Here is a 25,328-nt window from a genome sequence, read left to right as displayed (position 1 = left end):
CGCGCCAATCCACCTTCTCCCACAAGGGGAGAAGGGAAGAGCGGAGCCCCTGGCCGCTCAACTGTTCCAAAGCGCGCGGAAAAATCCTAAACCGGTGCGATGTCGAAGCGAATCGCCGGTCCCGAGATCGAACGCCTGATCCAGCTGCTGGCCAAGGTGCCGGGGCTCGGTCCGCGTTCGGCACGCCGTGCCGCGCTCCACCTCATCAAGAAGAAGGAACAGCTGCTGGCGCCGCTCGCCGCCGCCATGGGCGAGGCGGTCGACAAGGTGCGCATCTGCTCGACCTGCGGCAATGTCGATACCTCGGATCCATGCATGATCTGCACCGACCCCCGCCGCGACCCCACTACGCTCATCGTCGTCGAGGACGTGGCCGACCTTTGGGCGCTGGAGCGGGCGACAGCCATGAACGTGCGTTACCATGTGCTCGGCGGTACGCTGTCGCCGCTCGACGGCATTGGTCCTGATGAGCTAAACATCCGTTCGCTGGTCGATCGCGTCGCCGGTGGCGAAGTCAAGGAAGTGATCCTCGCCGTCAACGCCACTGTCGAGGGCCAGACCACCGCGCACTACCTCACCGACCAGCTTTCCGGCTTCGACATCAAGGTGACGCGCCTGGCGCACGGTGTTCCGGTCGGCGGCGAACTCGATTATCTCGACGAAGGTACGCTGGCCGCAGCACTGAAGTCGCGGACAGTGTTTTGAGCAGGTTGGGGGAAGGGTGCTCTTGAGATGACTGCGTTCCTTCGCGCCCCCCTCTGTCCAAAGCGCGCCAAACTGTTCGCGATGTCCTCGCACACCTGTTCGCGATGTCTCCGGTCCAAACACCCCCAAGTGGGGGAGATGTCCGGCAGGACAGAGGGGGGCGCGACAGAACGCCGAGCTCGCACACTAGCCTGCCTCTCGTTTCTAGCAGCCCTACTTGGGTTGATCCTCGCCACCCCCGCCTCCGCCGCAAAGATCGACGACCAGTTCCGCGCCTGGCTCAGCAACGACCTCTGGCCCGAAGCCAATGCCAAAGGCATCTCCAGGAAAACCTTCGATGCCGCCTTCGAAGGCGTCAAGCCGAACCTGAAGCTGCCCGACCTGGTGAAGCCGGGCGAGAAGGCGACGACGCCGCAGAAGCAGCATCAGGCCGAATTCGGTTCGCCGGGCGCCTATTTCGCTGAAAAGATAGTCCGAGCGGTGACCGCCGGCGGCCGCACCCGCGAGGCGACCAACGCCAGGACTCTTGCCGCGATCGAGAAACGCTACGGCGTGCCTGGCGAAGTGCTGCTGGCGATCTGGGGCCGCGAGAGCGGCTTCGGTGCGGCGAAGATGCCTTATGACGCCTTCGAGGTGCTGGGCACCAAGGCGTTCATGTCGACCAAGAAGGAATTCTTCCGCACCGAGCTCTTGGCTGCGCTCGAGATCGTCGAGCGCGGGCTTGCCCCGGTCGGCGCGATGAAATCGTCTTGGGCAGGCGCGCTTGGCCAGCCGCAGTTCATGCCGACATCGTTCCTCAAGCATGCCGTCGATTTCGACGGCGACGGCCGCACCGACATCTGGAATTCGACGCCCGATATACTGGCATCGATCGCCAATTATCTCGTCCATTATGGCTGGGTCAGGGGCCGCGGCTGGGGCTTCGAGGTGACTGTGCCGGACAGCGTCTCGTGCTCGCTCGAAGGTCCGGACCAGGGCAAGAAGATTTCCCAATGGGCTGATATGGGCATCAGGCGTGTGTCGGGTAAACCGTTCCCGGCGAGCGAACTGAAAGCCGAGGGCTTTCTTTTGATGCCGGCCGGGCGTAGCGGCCCGGCCTTCATCGTCACCCCCAATTTCTATGTGCTGAAGCAGTATAACACCAGCGATCTCTATGCCCTGTTCATCGGCCATGGCGCCGATCGCATCGCCCATGGCGACAGCAATTTCTCGGGCAATTGGGGCGCGGTCGGCGGGCTCTACCGCTCCGACATCGCCGCCCTGCAGCGGGCGCTGGAAGCCAGGGGCTACGATGTCGGCAGCGCCGACGGCCTGCCTGGCTTCAAGACGCGCCGCTCGATCGGCAAATGGCAGGCAAGCAACGGCCGTTCCGCTACCTGCTTTCCCGACGCCGACCTGGTTACCGCGCTGAAATAGCCGGATTTTCGCACCGCCGGTCTGGCCCAATCGACCGTTCTGCAAATGCTCGTTGCCGCGCTCGAAACCGCCGGATATGGTGAACCGGAACCGCACAAAAAATTGCCAAGACAACGGTCCGGGGATCACCGTTCGACGCGGCAAGAAATGCCACAACTCTGAGCCGGGAACTCAGGTCAATAAAAACAGGGAACAGTTAAAATGATGATGGAAAAGTTTGCTCTACGCTCCCGCTTCTTGCTCGCGGGCGCGGCCATGTCCGCGCTGCTTCTGGCCGGTGCGCCTGCCTTCGCGGTCACGCCCGCCGACACGCTGGTCGAGGGTTTCGCCATCGACGACATCATCACCATGGATCCGGGCGAAGCATTCGAATTGTCGACCGCAGAGGTCACCGGCAACACCTATGATCTTCTGGTACGCCTCGACCTCAGCGACACATCCAAGGTCAAGGGCGATCTCGCCGAAAGCTGGAGCGTCTCCGACGACGGCCTGACCTACACGTTCAAGCTCAAGCCCGGCCTCAAATTCGCCTCCGGCAATCCGATCACAGCGGCGGACGTCGCCTATTCGTTCGAGCGCGCCATCAAGCTCGACAAGAGCCCGGCCTTTATTATCGGCCAGTTCGGTATCGATGGCGGCAACGTCACCGAGAAGGCCAAGGCCGTTGATGACACCACGTTCCAGTTCACGGTCGACAAGGCCTATGCGCCGAGCTTCGTGCTGAACTGCCTGTCGGCGACGGTCGCCTCGGTCGTCGACGCCAAGCTGGTCAAGGAGCATGTCGCGGCGGTCACGCCGAGCGCCGACTACAAATGGGACAATGATTTCGGCAATGCCTGGCTAAAGACCGGCTATGCCGGCTCCGGTGCCTTCAAACTGCGCGAATGGCGCGCCAACGAGGCCGTCGTGCTGGAGCGCAACGACAATTACTACGGCGAGAAGGCCAAGCTTGCCCGCGTCATCTATCGCAACATGAAGGAAAGCTCTGGCCAGCGCCTGGCGCTGGAGGCCGGCGACATCGACGTTGCCCGCAATCTCGAACCGAACGACCTCGATGCGATCGCCAAGAATGCCGACCTCACCACCACCAGCGCGCCGAAGGGCACGGTCTATTACATCAGCCTCAACCAGAAGAACGCCAACCTGGCCAAGCCCGAGGTTCGCCAGGCGTTCAAATATCTGGTCGACTACGACGCCTTGAGCTCGACCATCCTCAAGGGCATCGGCGAGATCCATCAGACCTTCCTGCCGAAAGGCGTGCTTGGCGAGCTGGACGAGAATCCGTTCAAGCTCGACGTCGCCAAGGCCAAGGAACTGCTCGCCAAGGCCGGCCTCGCCGACGGCTTCACCGTCACCATGGACGTGCGTACCGGGCAGCCGACGACGGGCATGGCGGAATCGATCCAGCAGACGCTGGGACAGGCCGGCATCAAGCTGGAGATCATCCCCGGCGACGGCAAGCAGACGCTGACCAAATACCGCGCCCGCAACCACGACATCTATATCGGCCAGTGGGGCCAGGATTATTTCGATCCGAACTCCAATGCCCAGACCTTTGCCAGCAACCCGGACAATTCGGATGAAGGCAAGACCAAGACGCTGGCCTGGCGCAACGCCTGGGACATTCCGGACCTGACCAAGCAGACCGAAGCCGCCCTGCTCGAGAAGGACGCGGCCAAGCGCGCCGCAATGTACCAGGATCTCGAGAAGAAGATCCTCGATACCAGCCCCTTCGTCATCATCCACCAGCAGCTGGAAGTGGCCGGCCTGCGCAAGAACCTCAAGGGTTTTGCGCTCGGCCCGAGCTTCGACACCAACTTCGTCGGCCCCGTCTCGAAAGAGTGATGCCGGGGAGTGACGCCGGCGGACGCGCCGTATGAGCGTAGTTGAAAGCGAAGTGACGGCAGGGCGCGGCGGCGCCCGCGCCGTTGCCGTGACCTCATCGATCGCCCGGTTCCTGGTCATCGCGATAACGACTTATCTCGGTCTGCTCGCGGTGACCTTCTTCATCGGCCGCGTGATCCCAATCGACCCGGTGCTGGCGGTGCTCGGCGACCGGGCGCCGGCCAACGTCGTCGAGCGAACGCGCCGCGAGATGGGCCTCGACCTGCCGCTGGTCGAGCAGTTCTACATCTATGTCAAGCATGCCCTGAACGGTGATTTCGGCACCTCGGTGCTGACCACCAATCCGGTGATGACCGATATCCGCCGCGCCTTTCCGGCGACGCTCGAACTGGCGACGTTAGGAACATTGATCGGTTCGGTGATCGGCGTGCCGCTTGGCGTGCTGGCCGCCGTGCGGCGCGGCAGCGTCATCGACCAGATCGTGCGCATCATCGGCCTTGTCGGCTATTCCGTGCCGATCTTCTGGCTGGGGCTGCTGGCGCTGGTGCTGTTCTACGCCAAGCTGCAATGGGTCGCCTTTCCCGGCCGGCTCGACGTCGTCTACGAATACACCTTCACGCCGATTACCGGCTTTTACCTGCTGGATGCGCTCTGGCAGCGGCAGTGGGACGTATTTGCCGATGCCTTCCGCCACATCATCCTGCCGGCCTCGCTACTCGGCTATTTCTCGCTCGCCTACATCAGCCGCATGACGCGCTCGTTCATGCTGAACGAACTCACCCAGGAATACATCGTCGCAGCGCGCGCCAAGGGCCTGTCGGAAACGCGCATCATCTGGGGTCACGCGCTGCGCAACGCCGCGGTGCCGATGGTCACGGTGATCGCTCTGTCCTATGCCGGGCTGCTCGAAGGCTCGGTGCTGACCGAGACAGTGTTTTCGTGGCCGGGCATCGGCCTCTACATCACCAACTCACTGCAGAACGCCGACATGAATGCCGTGCTTGGCGGCACGATCATCATCGGCTCTGTCTTCATCGCCATCAATCTATTCTCCGACCTGCTCTACCGGCTGCTCGATCCAAGGACCAAGGCAGGATGAGGACCAAGGCAGGATGAGCACGGAAGCGATTCAAACCCGCCGCGACTGGCTGCTCAGCGAGCGGCCGGCGTCGCGCGTGCAGGCGAGGCTCGGCCGCGCCTATGTGGCGTGGCGGCGCTTTTCCGCCAACCGGCTGGCGTTTGCCGGCCTGCTCATCATCGTCGCCCTGCTGGTGGTCGCGGCATTCGCCGATGTGCTGGCGCCCTATTCGCCGACATTCGGCGACCTCAAGGGCTCGCGGCTCCTGGCGCCAAGTGCCGCGCACTGGTTCGGCACCGACGATCTCGGCCGTGATATCTATTCGCGCATCATCTTCGGCTCGCGCTGGACACTCTACGTCGTCATTCTGGTTGCCATTATCGCCGCGCCCATCGGCTTGCTGGTCGGCACCGTCGCCGGCTATGCCGGCGGCTGGACCGATGCGATCCTGATGCGCATCACCGACATCTTCCTCGCCTTTCCGAAGCTGATCCTGGCGCTGGCCTTTGTCGCGGCGCTCGGCCCCGGCATCGAAAATGCCGTGCTTGCCATCGCCATCACCTCGTGGCCGCCCTATGCCCGCATCGCCCGCGCCGAAACGCTGACGGTGCGCAATTCCGATTACATCAAGGCGGTGCAATTGATGGGCGCCTCGCCGTTTCGCATCGTGCTTCGCCACATCATGCCGCTCTGCATCTCCTCGCTGATCATCAGGGTGACGCTCGACATGGCCGGCATCATCCTGACCGCGGCCGGCCTCGGCTTCCTCGGCCTCGGCGCGCAGCCGCCGCTGCCCGAATGGGGCGCGATGATCGCGTCGGGCCGCCGCTTCGTGCTCGACCAGTGGTGGGTTGCGGGCGCGCCGGGCTTTGCCATCCTCATCGTCAGCCTCGGCTTCAACCTGCTCGGCGACGGCCTGCGCGACGCGCTCGATCCCCGAAGCGGTGACCAATGAGTGGCGACCAATGAGCACGCTTCTCGAAGTCGACGACCTGCGCGTTACCTTCCCGACGCGCACCGGCCTGATCGAGGCGGTGCGCGGCGTTTCCTTCTCGCTCGGCCGCGAGCGGCTCGGCATCGTCGGTGAGAGCGGTTCGGGCAAGTCGCAGACCGGCCGCGCCATCATGGGCGTCACCCCGCCGCAGGCCGAGGTGACCGCGAAGACGCTCGCTTTTGACGGCATCGACCTGCTGGCCGCCTCGGCGCGCGAGCGCCGCGCGCTGCGCGGCAAGCGTATCGCCATGATCCTGCAGGATCCGAAATATTCGCTCGACCCGGTGATGAGCATCGGCCGCCAGATCGTCGAGACGCTGCGCACGCATGAGAAGGTCTCCAAGGCCGAAGCCCGCGACCGCGCGCTGGCCATGCTGGAGGCGGTGCAGATCCGCGATCCGGCCCGTGTCTTCGACCTGCATCCGCACGAGGTTTCCGGCGGCATGGGCCAGCGCGCCATGATCGCCATGATGCTGATCGCCGGGCCGGAGATGATGATCGCCGACGAGCCGACCTCGGCACTCGACGTCACTGTCCAGCTCGACGTGCTCGGCATCCTCGACCGGCTGGTCAGCGAGCGCGGCATGGGGCTGATCTTCATCTCGCACGATCTGCGCCTGGTCTCGTCCTTCTGCGATCGTGTCATCGTCATGTATGCCGGCAAGGTGGTCGAACAGCTCAAAGCCTCGGAGCTCGGCCGCGCCCAGCATCCCTATACGCGCGGCCTGCTCAACTGCATGCCCAAGATCGGCGCCGACCGTCACCCGCTGCCGGTGCTCGACCGCAAGCCGGAGTGGGCAGCATGACGGCAGCGCTTTCCGTCGACAGGCTGGAGGTGGTCTTCGACCGCTTCCGCGCGTTGAAAGGCGTCAGCCTCGAGGTCGAATCCGGTGAATCCTTCGGCCTGGTCGGCGAGTCCGGCTCCGGCAAGTCGACGTTGCTCAGGGCAATCGCCGGCCTGGCGCCGGCCGCTTCGGGCACCATCGCGGTCAACGGCAAAACGCTCGGCGCGCGCCGCGACAAGGCGTTCTACCGCGAGGTGCAGATGGTCTTCCAGGACCCGTACGGTTCGCTGCACCCGCGCCAGACCGTCGACCGCCTGCTGCAGGAGCCGCTCGCCATTCACGGCTTCACCGACGGCGAAAAGCGCATCCAGCGGGCACTCGACGAGGTCGGCCTCGGCACCGGGTTCCGTTTTCGCTATTCGCATCAATTGTCCGGCGGTCAACGCCAGCGCGTGGCGATCGCCCGCGCCCTGATTCTGGAACCGTCGATCCTGCTGCTCGACGAGCCGACCTCGGCGCTCGACGCTTCGGTGCAGGCGGAGGTGCTGAACCTGCTGGAAGAGATCAGGCGCCGCCGCAAGCTGACCTTCCTGATGGTCAGCCACGACCTAGCCATCATCACCCACATGTGCGAACGGCTGATGGTGATGCAGAACGGCGAGGCGATGGAGAATCTGACCGCGGACGATCTTGTCGAACGCCGTGTCACCAAGGATTATACGCGCAATTTGCTGAGGGCCAGCGAGGGGTTCGTGCGGACGGCGTGAGTAGGCTTGCTTTCAATTCCCCGCGTCGTGTTCTTTCGCGCCCCCCTCTGGCCTGCCGGCCATCTCCCCCACGGGTGGGGAGATTGGCTGTCACCACTGATTTCGCCAATCGCCAACGTTATAGAAGGAACGCTGCCGACGAAGCTGCCAATCTCCCTCCTTGTGGGGGAGATGTCCGGCAGGACAGAGGGGGGCGCGAAGGAACGGGATTTGGCAACTTTGTGTCAGGTCGCCCGCCGGACGGGCAGGCCCAATCGCCCGCCGCCAGTGCCAACTTGAGGAAAACCTGAAATAAGCCCAGAAGAGTCTCAACAGCCATCAACGAGAGCGGGCGCCGGCCCGGTGAGGGATACGATGACAAATTCAGCCATTTCCGAACGCAAGAGCCAGTCGATTTCGCGCGGCGTCGGCATGACCACTCAGATCTATGCCGATCGCGCCGAAAACTCGGAGATCTGGGATGTGGAAGGCCGCCGCTATATCGATTTTTCGTCCGGCATCGCCGTCGTCAACACCGGCCACCGTCACCCCAGGGTGATCGAAGCGGTCAAGGCGCAGCTCGACCGCTTCACCCACACCTGCTATCAGGTCGTGCCCTATGAGAGCTATATCAGGCTGGCCGAACGGCTGAATGGCATGCTGCCCGGCAAGTTCGACAAGAAGACGATCTTCGTCACCACCGGCGCCGAGGCGGTCGAGAACGCGATCAAGATCGCGCGCAACGCCACCGGCCGGCCGGCGGTCATCGCTTTTTCCGGCGGCTTTCACGGCCGCACCTTCATGGGCATGGCGCTGACCGGCAAGGTTGTGCCCTACAAGGTCGGCTTCGGCGCCATGCCGGCGGATGTCTTCCATGCGCCGTTCCCGGTTGCACTGCACGGCGTGTCGGTCGCCGATTCGCTGGCTGCGCTCGACCGGCTGTTCAAGGCCGACGTCGATCCGGCCCGCGTTGCCGCCATCATCGTCGAGCCGGTGCAGGGCGAGGGCGGCTTCTACGAGGCGCCGCGCGATTTCATGACCGCATTGCGCAAGATCTGCGATCAGCATGGCATGCTGCTGATCGCCGACGAGGTGCAGACCGGCTTTGCCCGCACCGGCAAGATGTTCGCCATGGACCACCACGAAGTGGCGGCCGACATCACCACCATGGCCAAGAGCCTGGCCGGCGGCTTCCCCTTGGCAGCGGTCACCGGGCGTGCCGAGGTCATGGATGCGCCGAACCCCGGCGGACTCGGCGGCACCTATGGCGGCAGCCCGATCGGCGTCGCCGCGGCGCATGCCGTGCTCGACGTCATCGACGAGGAGAAGCTCTGCGACCGGGCCAACACGCTGGGCAACCGGCTGAAGCAGCGCCTGCAAGCGATCCGCGACGAAGTCCCGGAAATCGTCGATATCAGAGGCCCCGGCTTCATGAACGCGATCGAGTTCAACGATGTGACGAAGGGCCTGCCGTCGCCGGAACTCGCCAATGCGGTCCGGCTGAAGGCGCTCGACAAGGGCCTGATCCTGCTGACCTGCGGCGTCTACGGCAACGTCATCCGCTTCCTCGCGCCGATCACCATCCAGGATGGCGTCATGAACGAGGCGCTCGACATTCTGGAAAGTTCGATCCGCGAGGCCCGCGCCGCCTGAGCGATACGATTATTCTGCAGCGCGGACAGGCTCTCCTTCCTGGAAGGCGGCGAGAGCCGCCTTCAGCCCGTCGGGCCCGGTCGCGACAATCTGCGGCGACGGCGAAAAGCCGGCGCCGAGCATCTTGCGGCCAAGCATATGGTCGCCCGGCCGGTTGACCGACTCGATGCCGAGCAGCCGGCTTCCGGCATAGTGGTAGATGGAGAATTTGTTCTCGGCCACGTCGCCCAGCACGACATGGCTGTCGCCGCCCGAAATCAGGCCGACCATCTGCAGCTTCATGTCGCCGATATCGGACCAGAACCACGGCACCGCCGAGTAATTGTCGGTGTGGCCGGCGATGGTGCGTGCGGCGAGCCGCGCCTGGTCAGTGGCGTTCTGCACCGATTCCAGCCGCACGTCGCCGCCGGTGAACCAGTGCCGGTAAGACGCCGCGTCGCCGATGGCGAGGATTTCCGGCACCGACGTACGCATCTGCTGGTCGACGCGGATGCCGTTGGCGATGACAATGCCGGCGGCTTCGGCCAGTTCGACATTCGGCACGACGCCGATACCGATGACGACCATCTGCGCCGGCAATCTTTCGCCGGATGAGGTGATTGCAGCCGAAACACGGCCGTTCTCGTCCTCCAGCCGTTCGATGGTGGTGCCGGTAAGGATGCGCACACCGGTGGCCTCCAGCCGCTGGCGCACATGGCCGGCGATGACCGGTGCCACGGCGCGGCCGAGCAACCGGTCGACCGCCTCGACCACCGTGACCTTGCGGCCTGCCGCGGTGAGCGTCGCGGCAATCTCCAGGCCGATGAAGCCGCCGCCGAGGATGACGACCTCCTCGCTTTGCGCGCTCAATTCGCGGATCAGGCGGGCATCGCCGAGCGAGCGCAGCGACACAACGCCGGAAAGCTCCGAACCCGGCAGCGGCAGCAGGCGCGGCCGCGCGCCGGTGGCGAGGATCAGCCGGTCAAACGGCAACACACCGCCGCCCGATATCTCCAGCCTGCGGCCGCCTACGTCGATCCGCTCGACCCGGATGCCTGGCCGGAAGTCGATGGCGCTGCCGGTATAAAAAGCCTCGCCGCGCAACGGCTGCGGCTTTGCTTGCTGATCCTTGATGAAGGTCTTCGACAGCGGCGGCTTGTGGTAGGGCAATTCGTTTTCGTCGCCGACCAGGATCACCGGGCCGTCATAGCCTTCTTCGCGCAGGCTGGCGGCCGCTTGCACGCCCGCATGACCCGCACCGACAATGACGACCCCGTTCTTCATAACAGCCCGATTCCTCATCCAAATCTAGGACGTCTCGCCAGGTGGCGATTGTCCGGCGCCGCCGCAAGAGCGCCGATCCGGGTCGCACCCGGAACGGCCGCCTGTCAACTGCGTCATGCGCCGGCATTCCTCATACGTCGGTGTTAAAGTTGACAGTTCTAGTTTAGAATAATTCTAAACTATTGTTTCAATTGAATTTTTTCTACGCCACCAGTTGACATCCGGCGTCTTCGCCGTTTTATGGAAGCTCGCGCGTCAGCGCATCCCTTTGATGTCTGGGCCTTGAACCCTTTCGATTGGAGGCATTTCGGTGTCTTTCTTCCGCGAACCGCGCGATGGCGCGACCCTTCTTTGCCCGCTGGCAGCTGCCCGCCGAGGCGCCGGCATTTCATTGATTCCCGAGGAGAGACAATCATGAGAACGATGATCACGGCGCGGTATGGCGGCAGGCTTGCGGCGATCGGCGCCACCGCGATGCTGACGGCGGCCGTGTTCGTGCTGCCGGCCAAGGCGCAAACCGATGCCAAGGCGGTCATCAAGACCTATTCCGACATTGCACTCGCCAAATACGAGGATTCGCTGATCGCGGCCGAGGCGCTCGACAAGGCTGTCGATGCGCTGCTCGCCAAGCCATCTGCCGAAACGCTGAACGCCGCCCGCGAGGCCTGGAAGGCATCGCGCGTTCCCTATCAGCAGACCGAGGTCTATCGCTTCGGCAACGCCATCGTCGATGACTGGGAAGGCAAGGTGAACTCCTGGCCGCTCGACGAAGGCTTGATCGACTATGTCGCCAAGAGCTACGGCACCGAGTCGGACGCCAACGCGCTCTACACCGCCAATGTGATCGCCAACAAGTCGATCGAGATCAACGGCAAGAAGATCGACGCCACCGACCTGACGCCGGAGTTCCTCTCCGGCACCCTGCAGGAGGCCGGCGGTATCGAGGCCAATGTGGCGACCGGCTATCACGCCATCGAGTTCCTGCTTTGGGGCCAGGACCTGCACGGCACCGGTCCGGGCGCCGGCGAACGGCCCTACACCGATTACGACCTCGCCAATTGCACCGGCGGCAATTGCGACCGTCGCGGACAGTATCTGAAATCGGCGAGCGACCTTCTGGTTTCCGATCTAAAAGATATGGTCGACGACTGGAAGGAAGGCGGCGCCGCCCGCAAGAACCTTGTCGATGGCGAGCCGAACGCCGCCATTTCGACCATCTTCACCGGCATGGGCTCGCTGTCCTATGGCGAGCTCGCCGGAGAGCGGATGAAGCTCGGCCTCTTGTTGCACGACCCGGAAGAGGAGCACGATTGCTTCTCCGACAATACCTACAACTCCCATCTTTACGATGCGATCGGCATCCGTGCCGCCTATCACGGCAGCTACAAGCGGCTCGACGGCACTGTCGTCGAGGGGCCGTCGGTCGCCGACATGGTCAAGGCGGCCGACCCGGCGGTTGACAAGGAATTGTCGGACAAACTGGACGTCACCGTCGCCAAGATGGAGGCCATCAAGGCACGGGCGCTTGCCGGCGAGGCCTATGACCAGCAGATCGGAGAAGGCAACACGGAAGGCAATGCCACTGTGCAGGCGGCGAGCGACGCGCTGGTCGATCAGACCAAGTCGATCGAACGCGCCGTCGGTACCCTGAAGCTCAATGCGATAGCCTTCGAGGGCTCGGACAGCCTCGATTCACCGGACAAGGTGTTCCAATAGACTATCGAAACCACCAGCCACGCGACGCAACGAAGCGCCGTTAGCCAGAGCGACAAATGCTGATCTGCCATTGCAACATCATCACCGAAAAGGAGATAGAGCAGACGATCGTCGGACTGCTGGATGAGGACCCCTGGCAGCTGATCGTGCCGGCGAAGGTCTATCACGCCATGCACAAGCGCGGTCGCTGTTGCGGCTGCTTCCCAAATGTGGTCGAAACGATCATTCGGGTCACCGAAAATTACCATGCCCGCTCGGCGGCGAGTGGCGTGGACATCGTTTCACACCTGGATCGCGTCAGAGGCCTGCGCGTCCAATACGGGAGCAGAACCCATGAAAGGCGAACAGCAGATCATAGAGCGGCTTAACGAGGCTCTGTTTCTGGAACTTGGGGCGGTCAATCAATACTGGGTGCATTTCCGGCTGCTGGAAGACTGGGGATATGCCAAGCTAGCGAAGAAGGAACGCGCTGAATCGATCGAGGAAATGCACCATGCCGACCGGCTCGTGGCGCGCATCATCTTCCTCGAGGGCCATCCGAACCTGCAGTCCGTGGCGCCGCTGCGCATCGGGCAGAATGTCAAGGAAGTGCTCGAATCCGATCTTGCCGGCGAATATGACGCGCGCACCGCCTACAAGCGTTCGCGCGAGGTTTGTAACGAAGCAGGCGACTACGTGACGATGAAGCTGTTCGAGGAATTGCTGGCTGACGAGGAAGGTCACATCGACTTTCTCGAGACGCAACTCGACCTGCTCGCCTCGATCGGCGAAGAAAAGTACGGTCAACTCAACGCAGCGTCGGCCGACGAGGCGGAATAAGGACATGCCGGAATGCGGCGCCCCCTAGATTTGATGCGCCGCTTGCGGCCGGCCGAGCATTGTGGCCTGCCGTCTCAGAAGAAGCCGCGATGCGGTATCCTTCGCGGCGCCTTTCTTGCCGTGGTGGCGACGCTCACAGCCTCGGCGCTGGCCGGGGCGCCGCAACCGGCGGGGCTTGCCACCAGCCGCACGGATCTGACGCCGAAGGATCTGGCGCGCGTCATCGCCATCACCAGGCCGACCAGCGATTTCTCCAAGCCCGAGCAATTCGAGCTGATGCAGGGCGGCGCCGGCACCTCGAAGAAGGACGTCAACAAGGACGCCTTCTCGCAATCCTCCGCCAACATCAGCTTCGAGGAAGAGGGCACCTTCAAGCTCGGCAACGCCATTTTCCGCAAGAACTGGGTGTCCTCGCCATCCTCGACACAAGCCTCGGATGGGCTCGGTCCGTTGTTCAACGAGCGCGCCTGCCAGAACTGTCATCTGAAGGACGGTCGCGGCCATCCGCCCCAAGGCGACAGCGGCACCACCTCGATGTTCCTGCGCCTGGCAAGGGAAGCCAGTACCGAGGAGGAGAAAGCCGCGCTCGCCGATCACAAGGTGCTCAACTTTCCCGACCCGGTCTATGGCACACAACTTCAGGAACTAGCCGTTCCCGGCCTGCAGGGCGAAGGCAGGATGCATGTCGATTATCAGGAGCAAAAAGTAAAACTGGCGGACGGCAGCGTCGTGTCGCTGCGCAAGCCGAGCTATTCGGTCGAGGGTCTCGCCTACGGGCCGCTCGATCCGCACACCACGCTGTCGCCGCGCATGACACCGCCGATGATCGGCCTTGGCCTGGTCGAGCAGATCGCTCCTGCCGACATCCTTACGCGTGCCGATGCGGCCGACCGCGATGGTGACGGGATTTCCGGCAGGCCAAACATAATACGCGACGCCAGCAGCGGTGAACTGGCGCTCGGCCGTTTCGGCTGGAAGGCGCAGGCGGCATCGATCCGCCAGCAATCGGCGGACGCTTTTGCCGGCGATATTGGCATTTCGACGCCCGAAGTGCCGAAGCACTGGGGCGATTGCAGCGCCGCGGAAAAGACCTGCCTTGCCCTACCTAACGGTGTACAGGAGCGCCTCGGTCCGGTTGAAGCTCCACCGCCGGTCATGGACCTCGTGACCTTCTATTCGCAAAACCTTGCCGTGCCGGCTCGGCGCGATCTCGACGGACCGGACGTGCTCGCCGGCAAAAAACTGTTCTACGATATGGGCTGCATCTCCTGCCATACGCCGAAATTCGTCACCCGTCGCGGCACCCCGAACAAGGCGCAGGCCTTCCAGCTGATCTGGCCGTATTCCGATTTCCTGCTGCATGACATGGGACCCGGTCTTGCCGACGGACAGGCGGTGGGCGAGGCCACGGGAAGCGAATGGCGCACGCCGCCGCTGTGGGGCATCGGGCTCACCCGGACCGTCAGCGGCAACACCTTCTTCCTGCATGACGGGCGCGCACGCAGCCCGGCCGAGGCGATTCTGTGGCATGGCGGCGAGGGCCAGAAGGCGCGTGACCGCTTTGCCGCTGCCGATGCGGCCGACCGCGCCGCGCTGATCAAGTTTCTGGAGTCGCTCTGATGCGGAAGCGTCTTGCATTCGCTCTGATGCTGGTCCTCGCCGGTGCGCTGCCGGCATCCGCGACGGTGAAGGCTTCGGATGTGATCCAGCGGGCGATCGACGGCTTCGTCCGCCCGGCCTATGCCAGATTGCATGACCATGCGGACAGCTTGGCCAAGACCATGCACGCGCTTTGCCAAGCGCCCTCGCGAGACAATCTCGATGCGGCACGCGACGAATTCTCAGGCGTCGTGGATGCCTGGTCGGTGGTGGAAATCATCCGTTTCGGGCCGATCGCGGAAAACAACCGGCTTGAGCGCATGCTGTTTTGGCCGGATCGCAAGAGCATCGGCCTGAAGCAGGTGCAGGCAGCACTTGCCGGCAAGGATCCGACAGCCGCCGATCCGGCCCAGCTGGCTACAAAGAGCGTCGCCATGCAAGGGCTCGGCGCACTGGAATTCGTCCTCTACGGCGACGGAGCCGGTCAATTGGTCGGCAGGGACGACGCCTATCGCTGCGCCTACGGTGCGGCCATTGCCGGCAATGTCGAGACGATTGCCGGCGAGGTTGGCGATGCCTGGAACGAGCCCAACGGCTTTGCCGCGCTCTGGGCCAATCCGGGTCCGCAGAACGCGCTCTACCACGACGGCACCGAAGCGGTGACCGAACTGGTCGGCGTCTTCATCAACGAGCTGGAAATGGTCCGCGACGTACGCCTGAAAGGCTTCCTGGGCGCCAAGCCGGAGGCCGACAAACCGAAACAGGCGATCTATTGGCGCTCGCAAAACACCGCCCGCTCGCTGACCGGGAATCTGGCGGGCATGGACACGCTGTTCCAGGCCTCGCAGCTTGGCGACGCGCTGCCGCCCGATGCGCGCTGGATGGCAGAATCGGTCCACATCCAGCTCACCAACGGGATCGAGGCGGCCAAGGCGATCAGGGGACCGATCGACAAGGCACTTGCCGATCCGGCGCTGCGCCAGAAGCTCGACTATTTCTCGCTGGTGACATCCAGCCTGACGACCCTGATCGGCACCAGGCTGACCGCCGAATTCGGCCTGACCGCCGGGTTCTCGTCATTGGATGGTGACTGATCATGAGGACGCCGCTGATCGATCGGCGCGATTTCCTGAGGGCCGCAGGCGCTGGTTTCGTAGCGGCGATGGCGCCGTCGGCCTGGGCAAAGACAATCGACGCCGACGCGGTCTTCGCCACCGCTTTCGTCAAGCGCGACGGCAGCTATGGCGCGGCCGTCCTGTCCGAGGCCGGCAAGTTGTTGCACACGATCGATCTGCCCGATCGGGGCCACGACGTTACCTTCGACCCGGTGTCCAATCGTTCGGTGGTGTTTGCCAGGCAGCCGGGCACCTTTGCTGTCGTCTTCGACCATACCGGCCGCTATAAACCGCACACCATTGCCAGCGTTGCCGGCCGGCATTTCTTCGGCCATGGTGTGTTCTCGGCCGATGGCACGCTGCTCTACGCAACCGAGAACGATTTCGACAATGCCGCCGGCGTCGTCGGCGTCTATGACGCGCATGCGAAATTCAAGCGCATCGGCGAGTTCCCGACCTACGGCGTGGGCCCGCACGAACTTCTGCTTCTCTCCGACGGCAGGACAATCGCTGTCGCCAATGGCGGCATCGAAACGCATCCGGATTATGGCCGCGCCGAGCTCAATATCGCAACGATGAAGCCTTCCTATGTTCTGGTCGACCGCCTTACCGGCGATCTCACCGAAAAGCACGAATTACCGCCGGCGCTACACCAACTGTCGATCCGCCATATGGATGCCGACCGCTCCGGCACCGTCTGGTTCGGCTGTCAATACAGGGGGCCGGGTACCGATCGTCCCCCACTGCTCGGCCGCGCGGCGCGCGGCATGGACCTGAAATTACTCGACATGTCGCAGGACGTGCTCTCCGCCTTCAGGAACTATATCGGCTCGGTCGCCGCCAACCCTGCCGCCGGCACCATCGCGGTGTCTTCGCCTGAGGGCAATTCGCTTGCCGTGATCGACGCGGCCAGCGGCCGCATCGTCGCCACCAAGGCGCTGGTCGAGGTTTGCGGCGTTGCAGCCGATGGGGAAAGCTTCATGGCGACGACCGGCGCCGGCGATATCGTCGAGTCCGGTGGCTCGATACATTCCGAGCCTGACTATGTCTGGGACAATCACGTGCTGCGTATCGAGCAGGTCGGCTAGTCCCGATACCTATTGTGGCGATTGCGTGCGTTGGAACTTACATTCTTGGACCCGCGCCGAAGCCAAGTCGCCTGACGATTTATCCATTATTCCCTTGCGGGGATCAGCCCTGGCGGGCAGAGGGAAGCTGTTTTCGAAACTGTCTCAACCGGCCGCTTCATGAAATTGCTTGCCATCGACTGTGCCGCCAATCTCTGCGCCGCCTGCGTCTACGACGCGGCGGCCGGGAAAGAACTCGGCCGTTCGGTGCTCGATCTCGGTAAGGGTCATGCCGAGCATCTGATGGGTGTCATCGAAAGGGCGTTGGGGACCAGCAGAACCGACTATTCCGGCCTCGGCGCCATTGCCGTTTCGACGGGTCCGGGCTCCTTCACCGGTCTGCGCGTCGGCGTCTCGGCGGCGCGCGGCCTTGCGCTGGCGCTGAAAATCCCGGCGATCGGCGTGACGACTCTGGAGGCCCTGGCGGCGCAAGCGAGAGCGGCATTTCCCGGTCGCGCCGTGCTCGCCGCGCTCGATGCAGGTCGCGAGGAGATCCATGCGGCACTTTACGATGAGAGGTCGGTTCTGATCTTTGGTCCGGCCGTGACCACGCTCTCGCAAGCAGCCGCCATCGCGGTCGACAGATCTGCGGTTCTCGCCGGCACGGCGGCAACCCAAATTGCCGCGGCGGCCGGGCGCAGCTTCGATCTCGGCGGGACGGCGGCCACCGCCGACATCGCCGTCTATGCCCGGCTGGCCGCCGCCCAACGTGCCGGTAAACACGGCGAGGGCGAAAAGCCGAAACCGCTCTATCTGCGCGGCGCCGACGCCAAGCCGCAGGCCGGCTTTATTCTATCTAGGCAAAAAAACTGATGCGCATTCCATTCCTCCAGCCGCGTCGCAGGGACTATGCGATCGAGCCGCTGACGGTTGCCGACAGCGCGGCCATGTCGGTGCTGCATCGCGAGGATTTCGCGCGGCCGTGGACCGACGACGAATTCGCCGCGCTGCTCGAGCAGGACACGGTGTTCGGCTATGCCGCGCGCGAGACCGGACAGGGTGCCAAGCCGCCGGTCGGCTTCGTGCTGGCTCGGCTGGCGGCCGGCGAGGGGGAGATCCTGACGGTCGCGGTGGCACGCTCGCATCGGCGCCGGGGGCTCGGCTGGCAATTGATGGATGCGGTGCTGCGTGAACTGCACGCACAGCGCGCCGAGGCACTTTTCCTCGAGGTCGACGAGACCAATGTCGCCGCGATCGCGCTCTACCGGCGGTTCGGCTTCCGCGAGGTCGGCAAGCGCGCCAACTATTACAAGTCGCCGGAGCACGGCCCGACCGGCGCGCTTGTCATGCGCCGCGATCTTCGCTAGCCAAACGCCGGGGTGGTGCGGATGATCGGAAAAATCAGGATTTTCCTGGCCCTGGGGCTGGTTGTCGTCGGCTCATTGGTGCTTGTGCCTTTGCAGATACTGTCGATGAGGACCGGACTCTGGCGCGAGACCTTCATCCTGAAGATCTGGCACAGAATGATCGTCAGGGCGCTGGGGCTGCGCATCCATGTCAAGGGAGCGCTGTCCGGCCAGCGCCCATTGCTGATTGCTGCCAACCACATCTCCTGGACCGACATCATGGTGCTGGGGTCGATGGTCGACGTGACGTTCATCGCCAGGGCCGATATGGCAGGCTGGCCGCTGATCGGCATGCTGTCGAAGCTGCAACGCACCGTCTTCATTGAACGTGAGCGCAAACGCTCGTCGGGCGACCAGGCGAGCGAGATCGCCGGCCGGATGGCCAAGGGCGACGCCATGGTGCTGTTCGCCGAAGGCTCGACCGGCGACGGGAACATGATCCTGCCGTTCAAGAGCACGCTGTTCGGCGCCGCTACAATGGCGATTGCGGAAGGGGCGACCGAACAGGTCTTCATCCAACCGGTGGCGATCGTCTATACGCGCCTGCATGGCGTGCCGCTCGGCCGCCGGCATCGGCCGGTTGCCGCCTGGATCGGCGATGAGGAGCTGATGCCGCACCTCAAGGTGCTGATGGCCGAGGGCGCCCTCGACGTCGAGGTGCATTTTGGCGAGGCGATTGCTTTCTCCAGGGGCTCGAGCCGCAAGGAGACGGCAAAGCAGATGGAACGCCAGGTTCGCGAGATGGTACAAGCGGCGCTCGCCGAACCGCGTCCGAGCCGGTAGGCTGAGCAGGTTCCGGCCAGATTCGTCTGTTTTTTGTCGGGGAAAGGCGCTAGAAGCCGCGAAATGGAATTGAACACGATAGAACGTGACGACATCGGCGCTGCCGCCGAAAACCTGGTCGTTCCGCCTGCCGCGACCAGAAAGGTCTTCGTCAAGACCTATGGCTGCCAGATGAACGTCTACGATTCGCAGCGCATGACCGATGCTCTGGCGGCCGACGGCTATGCCGCGACAGACGCCATCGGCGAGGCCGATCTGGTGCTGCTCAACACCTGTCACATTCGCGAGAAAGCGGCGGAAAAGGTCTATTCCGAACTTGGGCGCATCCGTGAGCTGAAGGCGGAACGTGCCAAGGCCGGGCGCGAAATGCTGGTCGGCGTCGCCGGCTGCGTGGCGCAGGCCGAGGGTGCCGAGATCATCCGCCGCTCGCCGGCTGTCGATCTGGTCATCGGTCCGCAGACCTACCACCGGCTGCCCGGGGTGCTGGCGAGGGCGCGGAGCGGCGAAAAGATCGTCGAGACCGATTATGCCGTCGAAGACAAGTTCGAGCATCTGCCGCAGCCGAAGCGCGCCGAACTGATCAGGCGCGGCGTGACGGCGTTCTTGACCGTTCAGGAAGGCTGCGACAAGTTCTGCACCTTCTGTGTCGTGCCCTATACGCGCGGCTCGGAAGTCTCGCGGCCGGTGGCACAGATCGTCGCCGAAGCCGAGCGCCTGGCGGATGCCGGCGTGCGCGAGGTGACGCTGCTCGGCCAGAATGTCAACGCCTGGCACGGAAGAGGTGAAGACGGCGAGGAATGGGGCCTTGGCCGGCTGCTGTTCAGGCTGGCAGAGATTCCAGGTCTGGCGCGGCTGCGCTACACGACCAGCCATCCGCGCGACATGGACGATGAATTGATCGCCGCCCATCGTGATTTGCCTACGCTGATGCCCTATCTACATTTACCGGTGCAATCCGGCTCCGACCGCATACTCAAGGCGATGAACCGCAGGCATATGGCCAAGGACTATCTGACGTTGATCGACCGCATCCGTGCCGCACGGAACGACATCGCACTGTCCGGCGATTTTATTGTCGGCTTTCCCGGTGAGACGGGAGCGGATTTCGAGGCGACGATGCAGTTGGTCGAAGACGTCAACTATGCCTCGGCCTTCTCGTTCAAATATTCTCCGCGCCCCGGCACGCCGGGCGCGGAGATGGGCGATCACGTGCCGGAGGCCGTCAAGGACGAGCGCCTGCAGCGGCTGCAGGCGCTGCTTCTGAAACAGCAGCAGCATTTCGGCGCAAGCCTGGTCGGCAGGACTATCGACACGCTGATCGAAAAGCCTGGCCGCCAGGCCGGCCAGAAGGTTGGCCGCTCGCCGTGGCTGCAGCCGGTTATTGTTGATGAAAAGGCCGGCGAAATCGGTGACATTATCCAGGTACGAATCACGAAGACGGGCTACAACAGCCTGTTCGCCGAATTGGCCTGAAGGCCTCGGCAGATGAGGAGAGACGGTTGAGCGCTGCTGAAGTCAAGAACCTGCCCCAGAATCTACCCTCCGGGGCCTCGGATATCGCGCACATCGTACTGACTTTCGACAATAACAAGCTTGCCAGCGCCCTTTACGGCCAGTTCGACGAGAATCTGGCCAGGCTCGAGCAGAAGCTCGGCGTCGATATCCGCTCGCGTGGCAACCAATTGACCATCAAGGGCTCTTCCTCGGCCGCCGAGCAGGCGCGCCGCGCCTTGGACAATCTTTACGGCATTCTGCAGAAAGGCACCGATATCGGCCAGTCCGATGTCGACGGCGCCGTGCGCATGGCGATCGCCACCGACGACCAGCTGACGCTGCCGACGCTGGAGCGCAAGGGCAAGGTGTCCGCCGCCCAGATATCGACGCGCAAGAAGACCATCTATGCCCGCTCGCTCAACCAGGACGCCTATATGCGCGCGCTGGAGCGGTCGGAACTCGTCTTCGGCATCGGCCCGGCCGGCACCGGAAAGACCTATCTGGCGGTGGCGCATGCGGCAATGCTGCTCGAACGTGGCATGGTCGAACGGATCGTGCTGTCGCGCCCCGCGGTCGAGGCCGGTGAACGGCTTGGCTTTCTGCCGGGTGACATGAAGGAGAAGGTCGATCCCTATCTGCGGCCGCTCTATGACGCGCTCTACGACATGATGCCGGCCGACAAGGTCGAGCGGGCGATTGCTGCTGAGGTCATCGAGATCGCGCCGCTGGCATTCATGCGCGGCCGTACGCTGGCGCACGCTGCCGTCATCCTCGACGAGGCGCAGAACACCACGCCGATGCAGATGAAGATGTTCCTGACCCGGCTCGGCGAGAACTCGCGCATGATCGTCACCGGTGATCCGACCCAGATCGATCTGCCGCCAAACACCAAGTCCGGCCTGGTCGAGGCGCTGAGAATCCTCGACGGCGTCACCGGCATGGTGACCGTACGCTTCAACGAAGGCGACGTCGTCAGGCATCCGCTGGTCGCCGAGATCGTCAAGGCCTACGACCGTGACGGCAAGCTGGCCAGGGGCTTGGGTGTCGAAAGCTGATACGATTATGCGGCCGCATGGCTGAGGAGCAAAAGGCGGGGGGACCGCTTCCCGTCGAGATCGATATCGCGATCGAGGCGGGCGACTGGCCTGACGAGGCGGCGCTGATGCGGCTTGTCGACCGTGCCGTCTCGGCCGCCTTTGCCGAAACCGGTGCGGACGGCCGTTCCGAGCTCAGCATCGTCTTTTCCGACGATGCCCATATCCGTACGCTCAATGCCGGCTGGCGCGGCAAGGACAAGCCGACCAACGTCCTGTCTTTTCCGGCTTTTCCGTTTGCCAGGGGCGGGCCTCTGCCGCCGATGCTCGGCGACATCGTGCTGGCCGCCGAGACTGTCGCGCGCGAGGCGGCACTGGAAGACAAGCCCATCGAGGACCATATCTCCCATCTCGTCATCCATGGCCTGCTGCATTTGCTGGGCTATGATCACGAAACGGATGCCGAAGCGGAACTGATGGAAGCGACAGAGCGCGCAGCACTTGCGAGGCTTGCCATTCCCGATCCCTACACGTAATTACAAAAGACCAATTGACCGGACGATGATGAACGACAAACCAGAGACTGCCGCCCGCTCCGACGCCGGCAGTGTGATCAAGCCTTCCGAAACGACGGAAGAGGGCTCGAGTCCGAGTACCACGACCGGCAGCTTCGCCAGCGAGGCATCGCCTGCCGGTCCTTCCCTGTTCGATCGCGTGCTCGGGCTTTTCAGGCACCGCAACGGCACCAGCCTGCGCGAGGAGATTGCCGGTGCGCTTGCCGAAACGGCGAGCGATGCAGAATCCTTCTCGCCCGGCGAACGCGCCATGCTCAACAACATCCTGCGCCTGCGCGAAGTGCGCGTAGAGGACGTCATGGTGCCGCGCGCCGACATCGAGGCGGTCGAGATCACCACCAAGCTGGGTGATCTTCTGGGGCTGTTCGAGCAGTCCGGCCATTCCCGCATGCCGGTCTATTCGGAGACGCTCGACGATCCGCGCGGCATGGTTCATATCCGCGACGTGCTGGCGCACATCACCAAGGTCGCCCGCGTCAGAAAGGGCAGGACGACCAGGAAAACCCCGGTCGCGGCTGTTCTCGATCTCGCCCAGGTCGATCTGGCGCGCACCATCGGCGATCTCAACCTGATCCGACCGGTGCTGTTCGTGCCGCCGTCGATGCTCGCCTCCGACCTGATGGGGCGGATGCAGACGACGCGGACCCAGATGGCTTTGGTCATCGACGAATATGGCGGTACTGACGGTCTCGTCTCGCTCGAGGACATCGTCGAGATGGTGGTCGGCGACATCGAGGACGAGCACGACGAAGACGAGCCGATGATCACCCAGGCCGGTGAAGGCGTCTTCATCGTCGACGGCAAGGCCGAGATCGACGATGTCGCCAAGATGATCGGCGAGGATTTCGCCGCCGGCGAGCACGGCGAATATGTCGACACGATCGGCGGCATGATCTTCAACACGCTTGGCCGGGTGCCGGCGCGCGGCGAAGTGGTGCAGGCCATACCCGGCTTCGAGTTCCATGTGCTCGACGCCGATCCGCGCCGCGTCAAGCGCGTGCGCATCGTCGAGACCCTGAAGGGCGAGCGCCGCCGCCGCGCCGTCCGCACCGAGCAGGCTTGAAGGACGCGGCTTGCCCGATGCCGGTTGAGGACCCGTTCAAGCACTCAACCTTGGGCTCGGGTGTCTTCTACCAGAATCCGCGGGCCGCATTGACATGGCTTGAAAAGGCTTTCGGCTTCGAGCCGAGCATGGTGGTCAGCGATGCTAATGGCAGGCTCGTCCATTCCGAGATGCGGTTCGGCGACGGCTATATCATCGTCGATTCCGAATGGGCCGACCATATAGCCAGCCCGGCTTCAGTTGCAGGCAAGAACACGCAGTCGGTCTATGTACGCCTGAAGGACGGGATAGATGCCCACTGCGATCGTGCAAGGGCGGCGGGAGCCGAGATCGTCGAGGAGCCTGCCGACCAGCTCTACGGTGAACGGCAGTATAGGGCGCGCGATCCTGAAGGCCATGTCTGGACCTTTTCCCAGACTGTCGGCGCTGTCCCACGCGAAGAAGCTGAGCGGCTGGGCGGGCTGAAGATACAAGGCTGGCATCGATAGCTATGAGCGGACTACGTCGCCCGGTTTGGAGCCAAGCCCGCGGCCTGATAAATCTTGCTTCCTGATTCGCACGACTCGGAAGCATAGATGGAGCGCCAGGCCGGCCGGATAATTCTGCTTTGGGGCTGGCGGCGCGCGCTGGTGGCGTTTCTTGCCGGGGCGCTGGCGGTTCTTGCCCAGGCGCCGTACGATTTCTTCGCCGTCTGTTTCGTTTCGTTTCCCCTGCTGGTGTGGCTACTCGACGGCGCGACCGGCGAAGCCTCGGACGGTTTTCTGCGGCGCTTGCTGCCGGCTTTCGCCATCGGCTGGTGGTTCGGTTTCGGCTACTTTCTTGCCGGTCTCTGGTGGGTCGGCTCGGCGCTTCTGGTCGAGGCCGACAGCTTCGCCTGGGCCTTGCCGTTCGCGGTGGTCGGCATCCCCCTCGCGCTGGCCCTCTTTTACGGTTTCGCCGCCGTGGTCGCCCGGCTGTTGTGGAGCAACGACATCGGCCGCATCGCCGCGCTCGCCTTCGGCTTTGCGCTGGCGGAATGGCTGCGCGGCTTCCTGTTCACCGGCTTTCCGTGGAATGCCGTCGGCTATGCGGCGATGCCGGTACCTTTGCTGATGCAGAGCGTCTCGGTGACCGGCATGGTCGGCATGGACGCGCTTGCGGTCTTCGTCTTTGCGCTGCCGGCGCTGCTTGCGGCGCGCCGGCATCTCCGCCTCGGCGCGGCATTGCTTGTCGTGCTCGTCGCCGCCCATGCCGGCTTCGGCTATATCCGGCTCGCCGCCCCCGAAAAGCCGGCCGCCCGCAGCCTTGACGTCCGTATCGTGCAGCCTGCCGTCGACCTTACGGAAAAATGGGATACCTCGGTGCGTGACCGCATCTTCGCCACCATGATGGGGCTTTCGGCCAAGGCGCCGGAACCCGGCCATGACAGGCCGCAATTGATCCTGTGGCCGGAGACCTCCGTGCCGTTTCTGTTCACCGAACGTCCGGATGCCCTGCCTGCGATCGGAGAGATGCTCGGCGATGGCCAGATGCTGGTCGCCGGCGTCGTTCGCGAAGAAGGCGGCTCGGCGGCCGGCAGCCGTTACTACAACTCTGTGGTGGCGATCGACGAAAAAGGCGAAATCGTCGATGCCGTCGACAAGGTCCACCTGGTACCCTTCGGCGAATACCTGCCTTTCGCCGATCTGCTCGGCCGCTTCGGCCTTGAGCAGCTTGTTGCCGGTCCAATGACCTTCGCGGCGGGCAATGAGCGGCATCCGATCGCGCTGCCCGGCGGTATCCGGGCGCTGCCGTTTATTTGCTATGAGGTCATCTTTCCCGATCTGGTCGCAGTTGACGCAACGTCAGCCGAGCTTATTGTGAACGTCACCAATGACGCCTGGTTCGGCGACACGCCGGGGCCGTACCAGCACTTCAGGCAGGCGCAGATCCGGGCGGTGGAGAATGGGGTGCCCCTGTTGCGCGCGGCTAATAACGGCATTTCGGCCGTTGTCGACCCGCGCGGTCGCATCGTCGACGCGCTGGCAATCGATGCACGCGGCGCGATCGATGTGCGTGTGCCGATCTCCGACCAAGCCATCGTTTCCTCCGGCCAACGACGCATTAACGGAATGCTGATCATGTTTTTGCTTGCCGTTGCGGCATGCATTTTGAACGTAAGGCAAAGGCTACGGGCGAATTGACAGCCGACACA

24 protein-coding genes are annotated in these 25,328 nt (G+C 63.7%); 23 read left to right on the top strand and 1 reads right to left on the bottom strand.

The genetic code is table 11. The features are described 5' to 3' along the window. The first annotated feature begins 99 nt into the window (after positions 1–99). The 8 genes from recR (at position 100) to NKI41_RS02700 (ending at position 9,221) form a co-directional block, all read left to right on the top strand. Positions 100–705, top strand: a complete 606-nt coding sequence (gene recR / locus NKI41_RS02735; protein WP_023676872.1) for a recombination mediator RecR — start codon at positions 100–102, stop codon at positions 703–705. A gap of 138 nt (positions 706–843) precedes the next feature. Continuing rightward, complete coding sequence (locus NKI41_RS02730; protein ID WP_352681268.1) at positions 844–2,121, top strand: lytic murein transglycosylase; 1,278 nt, start codon at positions 844–846, stop codon at positions 2,119–2,121. A gap of 201 nt (positions 2,122–2,322) precedes the next feature. Further along, entirely contained in the window at positions 2,323–3,966 is a 1,644-nt protein-coding gene (locus tag NKI41_RS02725; RefSeq protein ID WP_352681266.1) for an ABC transporter substrate-binding protein, read from the top strand. Positions 3,967–3,997: 31 nt separating this feature from the next. Then, positions 3,998–5,065, top strand: a complete 1,068-nt coding sequence (locus NKI41_RS02720) for an ABC transporter permease (RefSeq protein WP_352681264.1) — start codon at positions 3,998–4,000, stop codon at positions 5,063–5,065. Positions 5,066–5,078: 13 nt separating this feature from the next. Next, on the top strand, positions 5,079–5,999 hold the full coding sequence (nikC, locus tag NKI41_RS02715) for a nickel transporter permease (RefSeq protein ID WP_352448584.1): 921 nt from the start codon (positions 5,079–5,081) through the stop codon (positions 5,997–5,999). A 10-nt stretch (positions 6,000–6,009) separates the two neighbouring features. Further along, the gene (locus NKI41_RS02710; protein ID WP_352681262.1) at positions 6,010–6,843 is read left to right on the top strand and encodes an ABC transporter ATP-binding protein; all 834 of its coding nucleotides are present in this window, start codon (positions 6,010–6,012) and stop codon (positions 6,841–6,843) included. Then, the gene (locus tag NKI41_RS02705; RefSeq protein WP_352470049.1) at positions 6,840–7,589 is read left to right on the top strand and encodes an ABC transporter ATP-binding protein; all 750 of its coding nucleotides are present in this window, start codon (positions 6,840–6,842) and stop codon (positions 7,587–7,589) included. The genes NKI41_RS02710 and NKI41_RS02705 overlap by 4 nt, the downstream gene beginning before the upstream one ends. 354 nt (positions 7,590–7,943) lie before the next feature. Next, positions 7,944–9,221: a 4-aminobutyrate--2-oxoglutarate transaminase gene (locus NKI41_RS02700; protein ID WP_352681260.1), complete on the top strand. Its 1,278-nt coding sequence runs from the start codon at positions 7,944–7,946 to the stop codon at positions 9,219–9,221. Positions 9,222–9,230: 9 nt separating this feature from the next. Here NKI41_RS02700 and NKI41_RS02695 read toward each other — a convergent pair whose 3' ends face one another. Beyond that, positions 9,231–10,484: an NAD(P)/FAD-dependent oxidoreductase gene (locus NKI41_RS02695; RefSeq protein WP_352681258.1), complete on the bottom strand. Its 1,254-nt coding sequence runs from the start codon at positions 10,482–10,484 to the stop codon at positions 9,231–9,233. A 423-nt stretch (positions 10,485–10,907) separates the two neighbouring features. Here NKI41_RS02695 and NKI41_RS02690 point away from each other — a divergent pair, with 423 nt between their 5' ends. From NKI41_RS02690 to lnt, 15 genes are all read left to right on the top strand, one after another. Further along, entirely contained in the window at positions 10,908–12,200 is a 1,293-nt protein-coding gene (locus NKI41_RS02690; protein WP_502901194.1) for an imelysin family protein, read from the top strand. A gap of 56 nt (positions 12,201–12,256) precedes the next feature. Then, entirely contained in the window at positions 12,257–12,568 is a 312-nt protein-coding gene (locus NKI41_RS02685; RefSeq protein WP_023676882.1) for a (2Fe-2S)-binding protein, read from the top strand. Beyond that, positions 12,534–13,019: a bacterioferritin gene (gene bfr, locus NKI41_RS02680; RefSeq protein ID WP_023676883.1), complete on the top strand. Its 486-nt coding sequence runs from the start codon at positions 12,534–12,536 to the stop codon at positions 13,017–13,019. Before NKI41_RS02685 ends, bfr begins: the two co-directional genes overlap by 35 nt. A gap of 12 nt (positions 13,020–13,031) precedes the next feature. Beyond that, on the top strand, positions 13,032–14,639 hold the full coding sequence (locus NKI41_RS02675; RefSeq protein WP_352681256.1) for a di-heme oxidoreductase family protein: 1,608 nt from the start codon (positions 13,032–13,034) through the stop codon (positions 14,637–14,639). Continuing rightward, positions 14,639–15,712, top strand: a complete 1,074-nt coding sequence (locus NKI41_RS02670) for an imelysin family protein (protein ID WP_352681254.1) — start codon at positions 14,639–14,641, stop codon at positions 15,710–15,712. Before NKI41_RS02675 ends, NKI41_RS02670 begins: the two co-directional genes overlap by 1 nt. 2 nt (positions 15,713–15,714) lie before the next feature. Then, the gene (locus NKI41_RS02665) at positions 15,715–16,821 is read left to right on the top strand and encodes a DUF1513 domain-containing protein (RefSeq protein WP_352470055.1); all 1,107 of its coding nucleotides are present in this window, start codon (positions 15,715–15,717) and stop codon (positions 16,819–16,821) included. A gap of 159 nt (positions 16,822–16,980) precedes the next feature. Further along, entirely contained in the window at positions 16,981–17,673 is a 693-nt protein-coding gene (gene tsaB, locus NKI41_RS02660; protein ID WP_352681252.1) for a tRNA (adenosine(37)-N6)-threonylcarbamoyltransferase complex dimerization subunit type 1 TsaB, read from the top strand. Continuing rightward, on the top strand, positions 17,673–18,167 hold the full coding sequence (gene rimI, locus NKI41_RS02655) for a ribosomal protein S18-alanine N-acetyltransferase (RefSeq protein ID WP_352470057.1): 495 nt from the start codon (positions 17,673–17,675) through the stop codon (positions 18,165–18,167). Before tsaB ends, rimI begins: the two co-directional genes overlap by 1 nt. 21 nt (positions 18,168–18,188) lie before the next feature. After that, positions 18,189–18,989 (top strand): lyso-ornithine lipid O-acyltransferase, encoded by an 801-nt coding sequence (olsA, locus tag NKI41_RS02650; RefSeq protein WP_352613878.1) that lies wholly within the window; start codon positions 18,189–18,191, stop codon positions 18,987–18,989. A 63-nt stretch (positions 18,990–19,052) separates the two neighbouring features. Beyond that, entirely contained in the window at positions 19,053–20,462 is a 1,410-nt protein-coding gene (gene miaB, locus NKI41_RS02645) for a tRNA (N6-isopentenyl adenosine(37)-C2)-methylthiotransferase MiaB (protein WP_352681250.1), read from the top strand. 26 nt (positions 20,463–20,488) lie between these two features. Further along, positions 20,489–21,538, top strand: coding sequence for a PhoH family protein (locus tag NKI41_RS02640; protein WP_352541253.1), 1,050 nt, complete (start codon positions 20,489–20,491; stop codon positions 21,536–21,538). Positions 21,539–21,555: 17 nt separating this feature from the next. After that, on the top strand, positions 21,556–22,053 hold the full coding sequence (gene ybeY, locus NKI41_RS02635) for an rRNA maturation RNase YbeY (protein WP_352470060.1): 498 nt from the start codon (positions 21,556–21,558) through the stop codon (positions 22,051–22,053). Positions 22,054–22,081: 28 nt separating this feature from the next. Next, entirely contained in the window at positions 22,082–23,155 is a 1,074-nt protein-coding gene (locus NKI41_RS02630; RefSeq protein WP_352681248.1) for a hemolysin family protein, read from the top strand. A 17-nt stretch (positions 23,156–23,172) separates the two neighbouring features. Next, positions 23,173–23,643, top strand: coding sequence for a VOC family protein (locus NKI41_RS02625; RefSeq protein ID WP_352681246.1), 471 nt, complete (start codon positions 23,173–23,175; stop codon positions 23,641–23,643). Positions 23,644–23,730: 87 nt separating this feature from the next. Further along, entirely contained in the window at positions 23,731–25,317 is a 1,587-nt protein-coding gene (gene lnt / locus NKI41_RS02620; RefSeq protein WP_352681244.1) for an apolipoprotein N-acyltransferase, read from the top strand. The last annotated feature ends 11 nt before the right edge of the window (positions 25,318–25,328 follow it).

Source organism: Mesorhizobium sp. M0601, from assembly GCF_040320845.1.
In the GTDB taxonomy this organism is placed as follows: domain Bacteria; phylum Pseudomonadota; class Alphaproteobacteria; order Rhizobiales; family Rhizobiaceae; genus Mesorhizobium.
The sequence above is the reverse complement of the archived record's forward strand: the minus strand, read 5'-3'. Positions and strand labels throughout refer to the sequence as shown.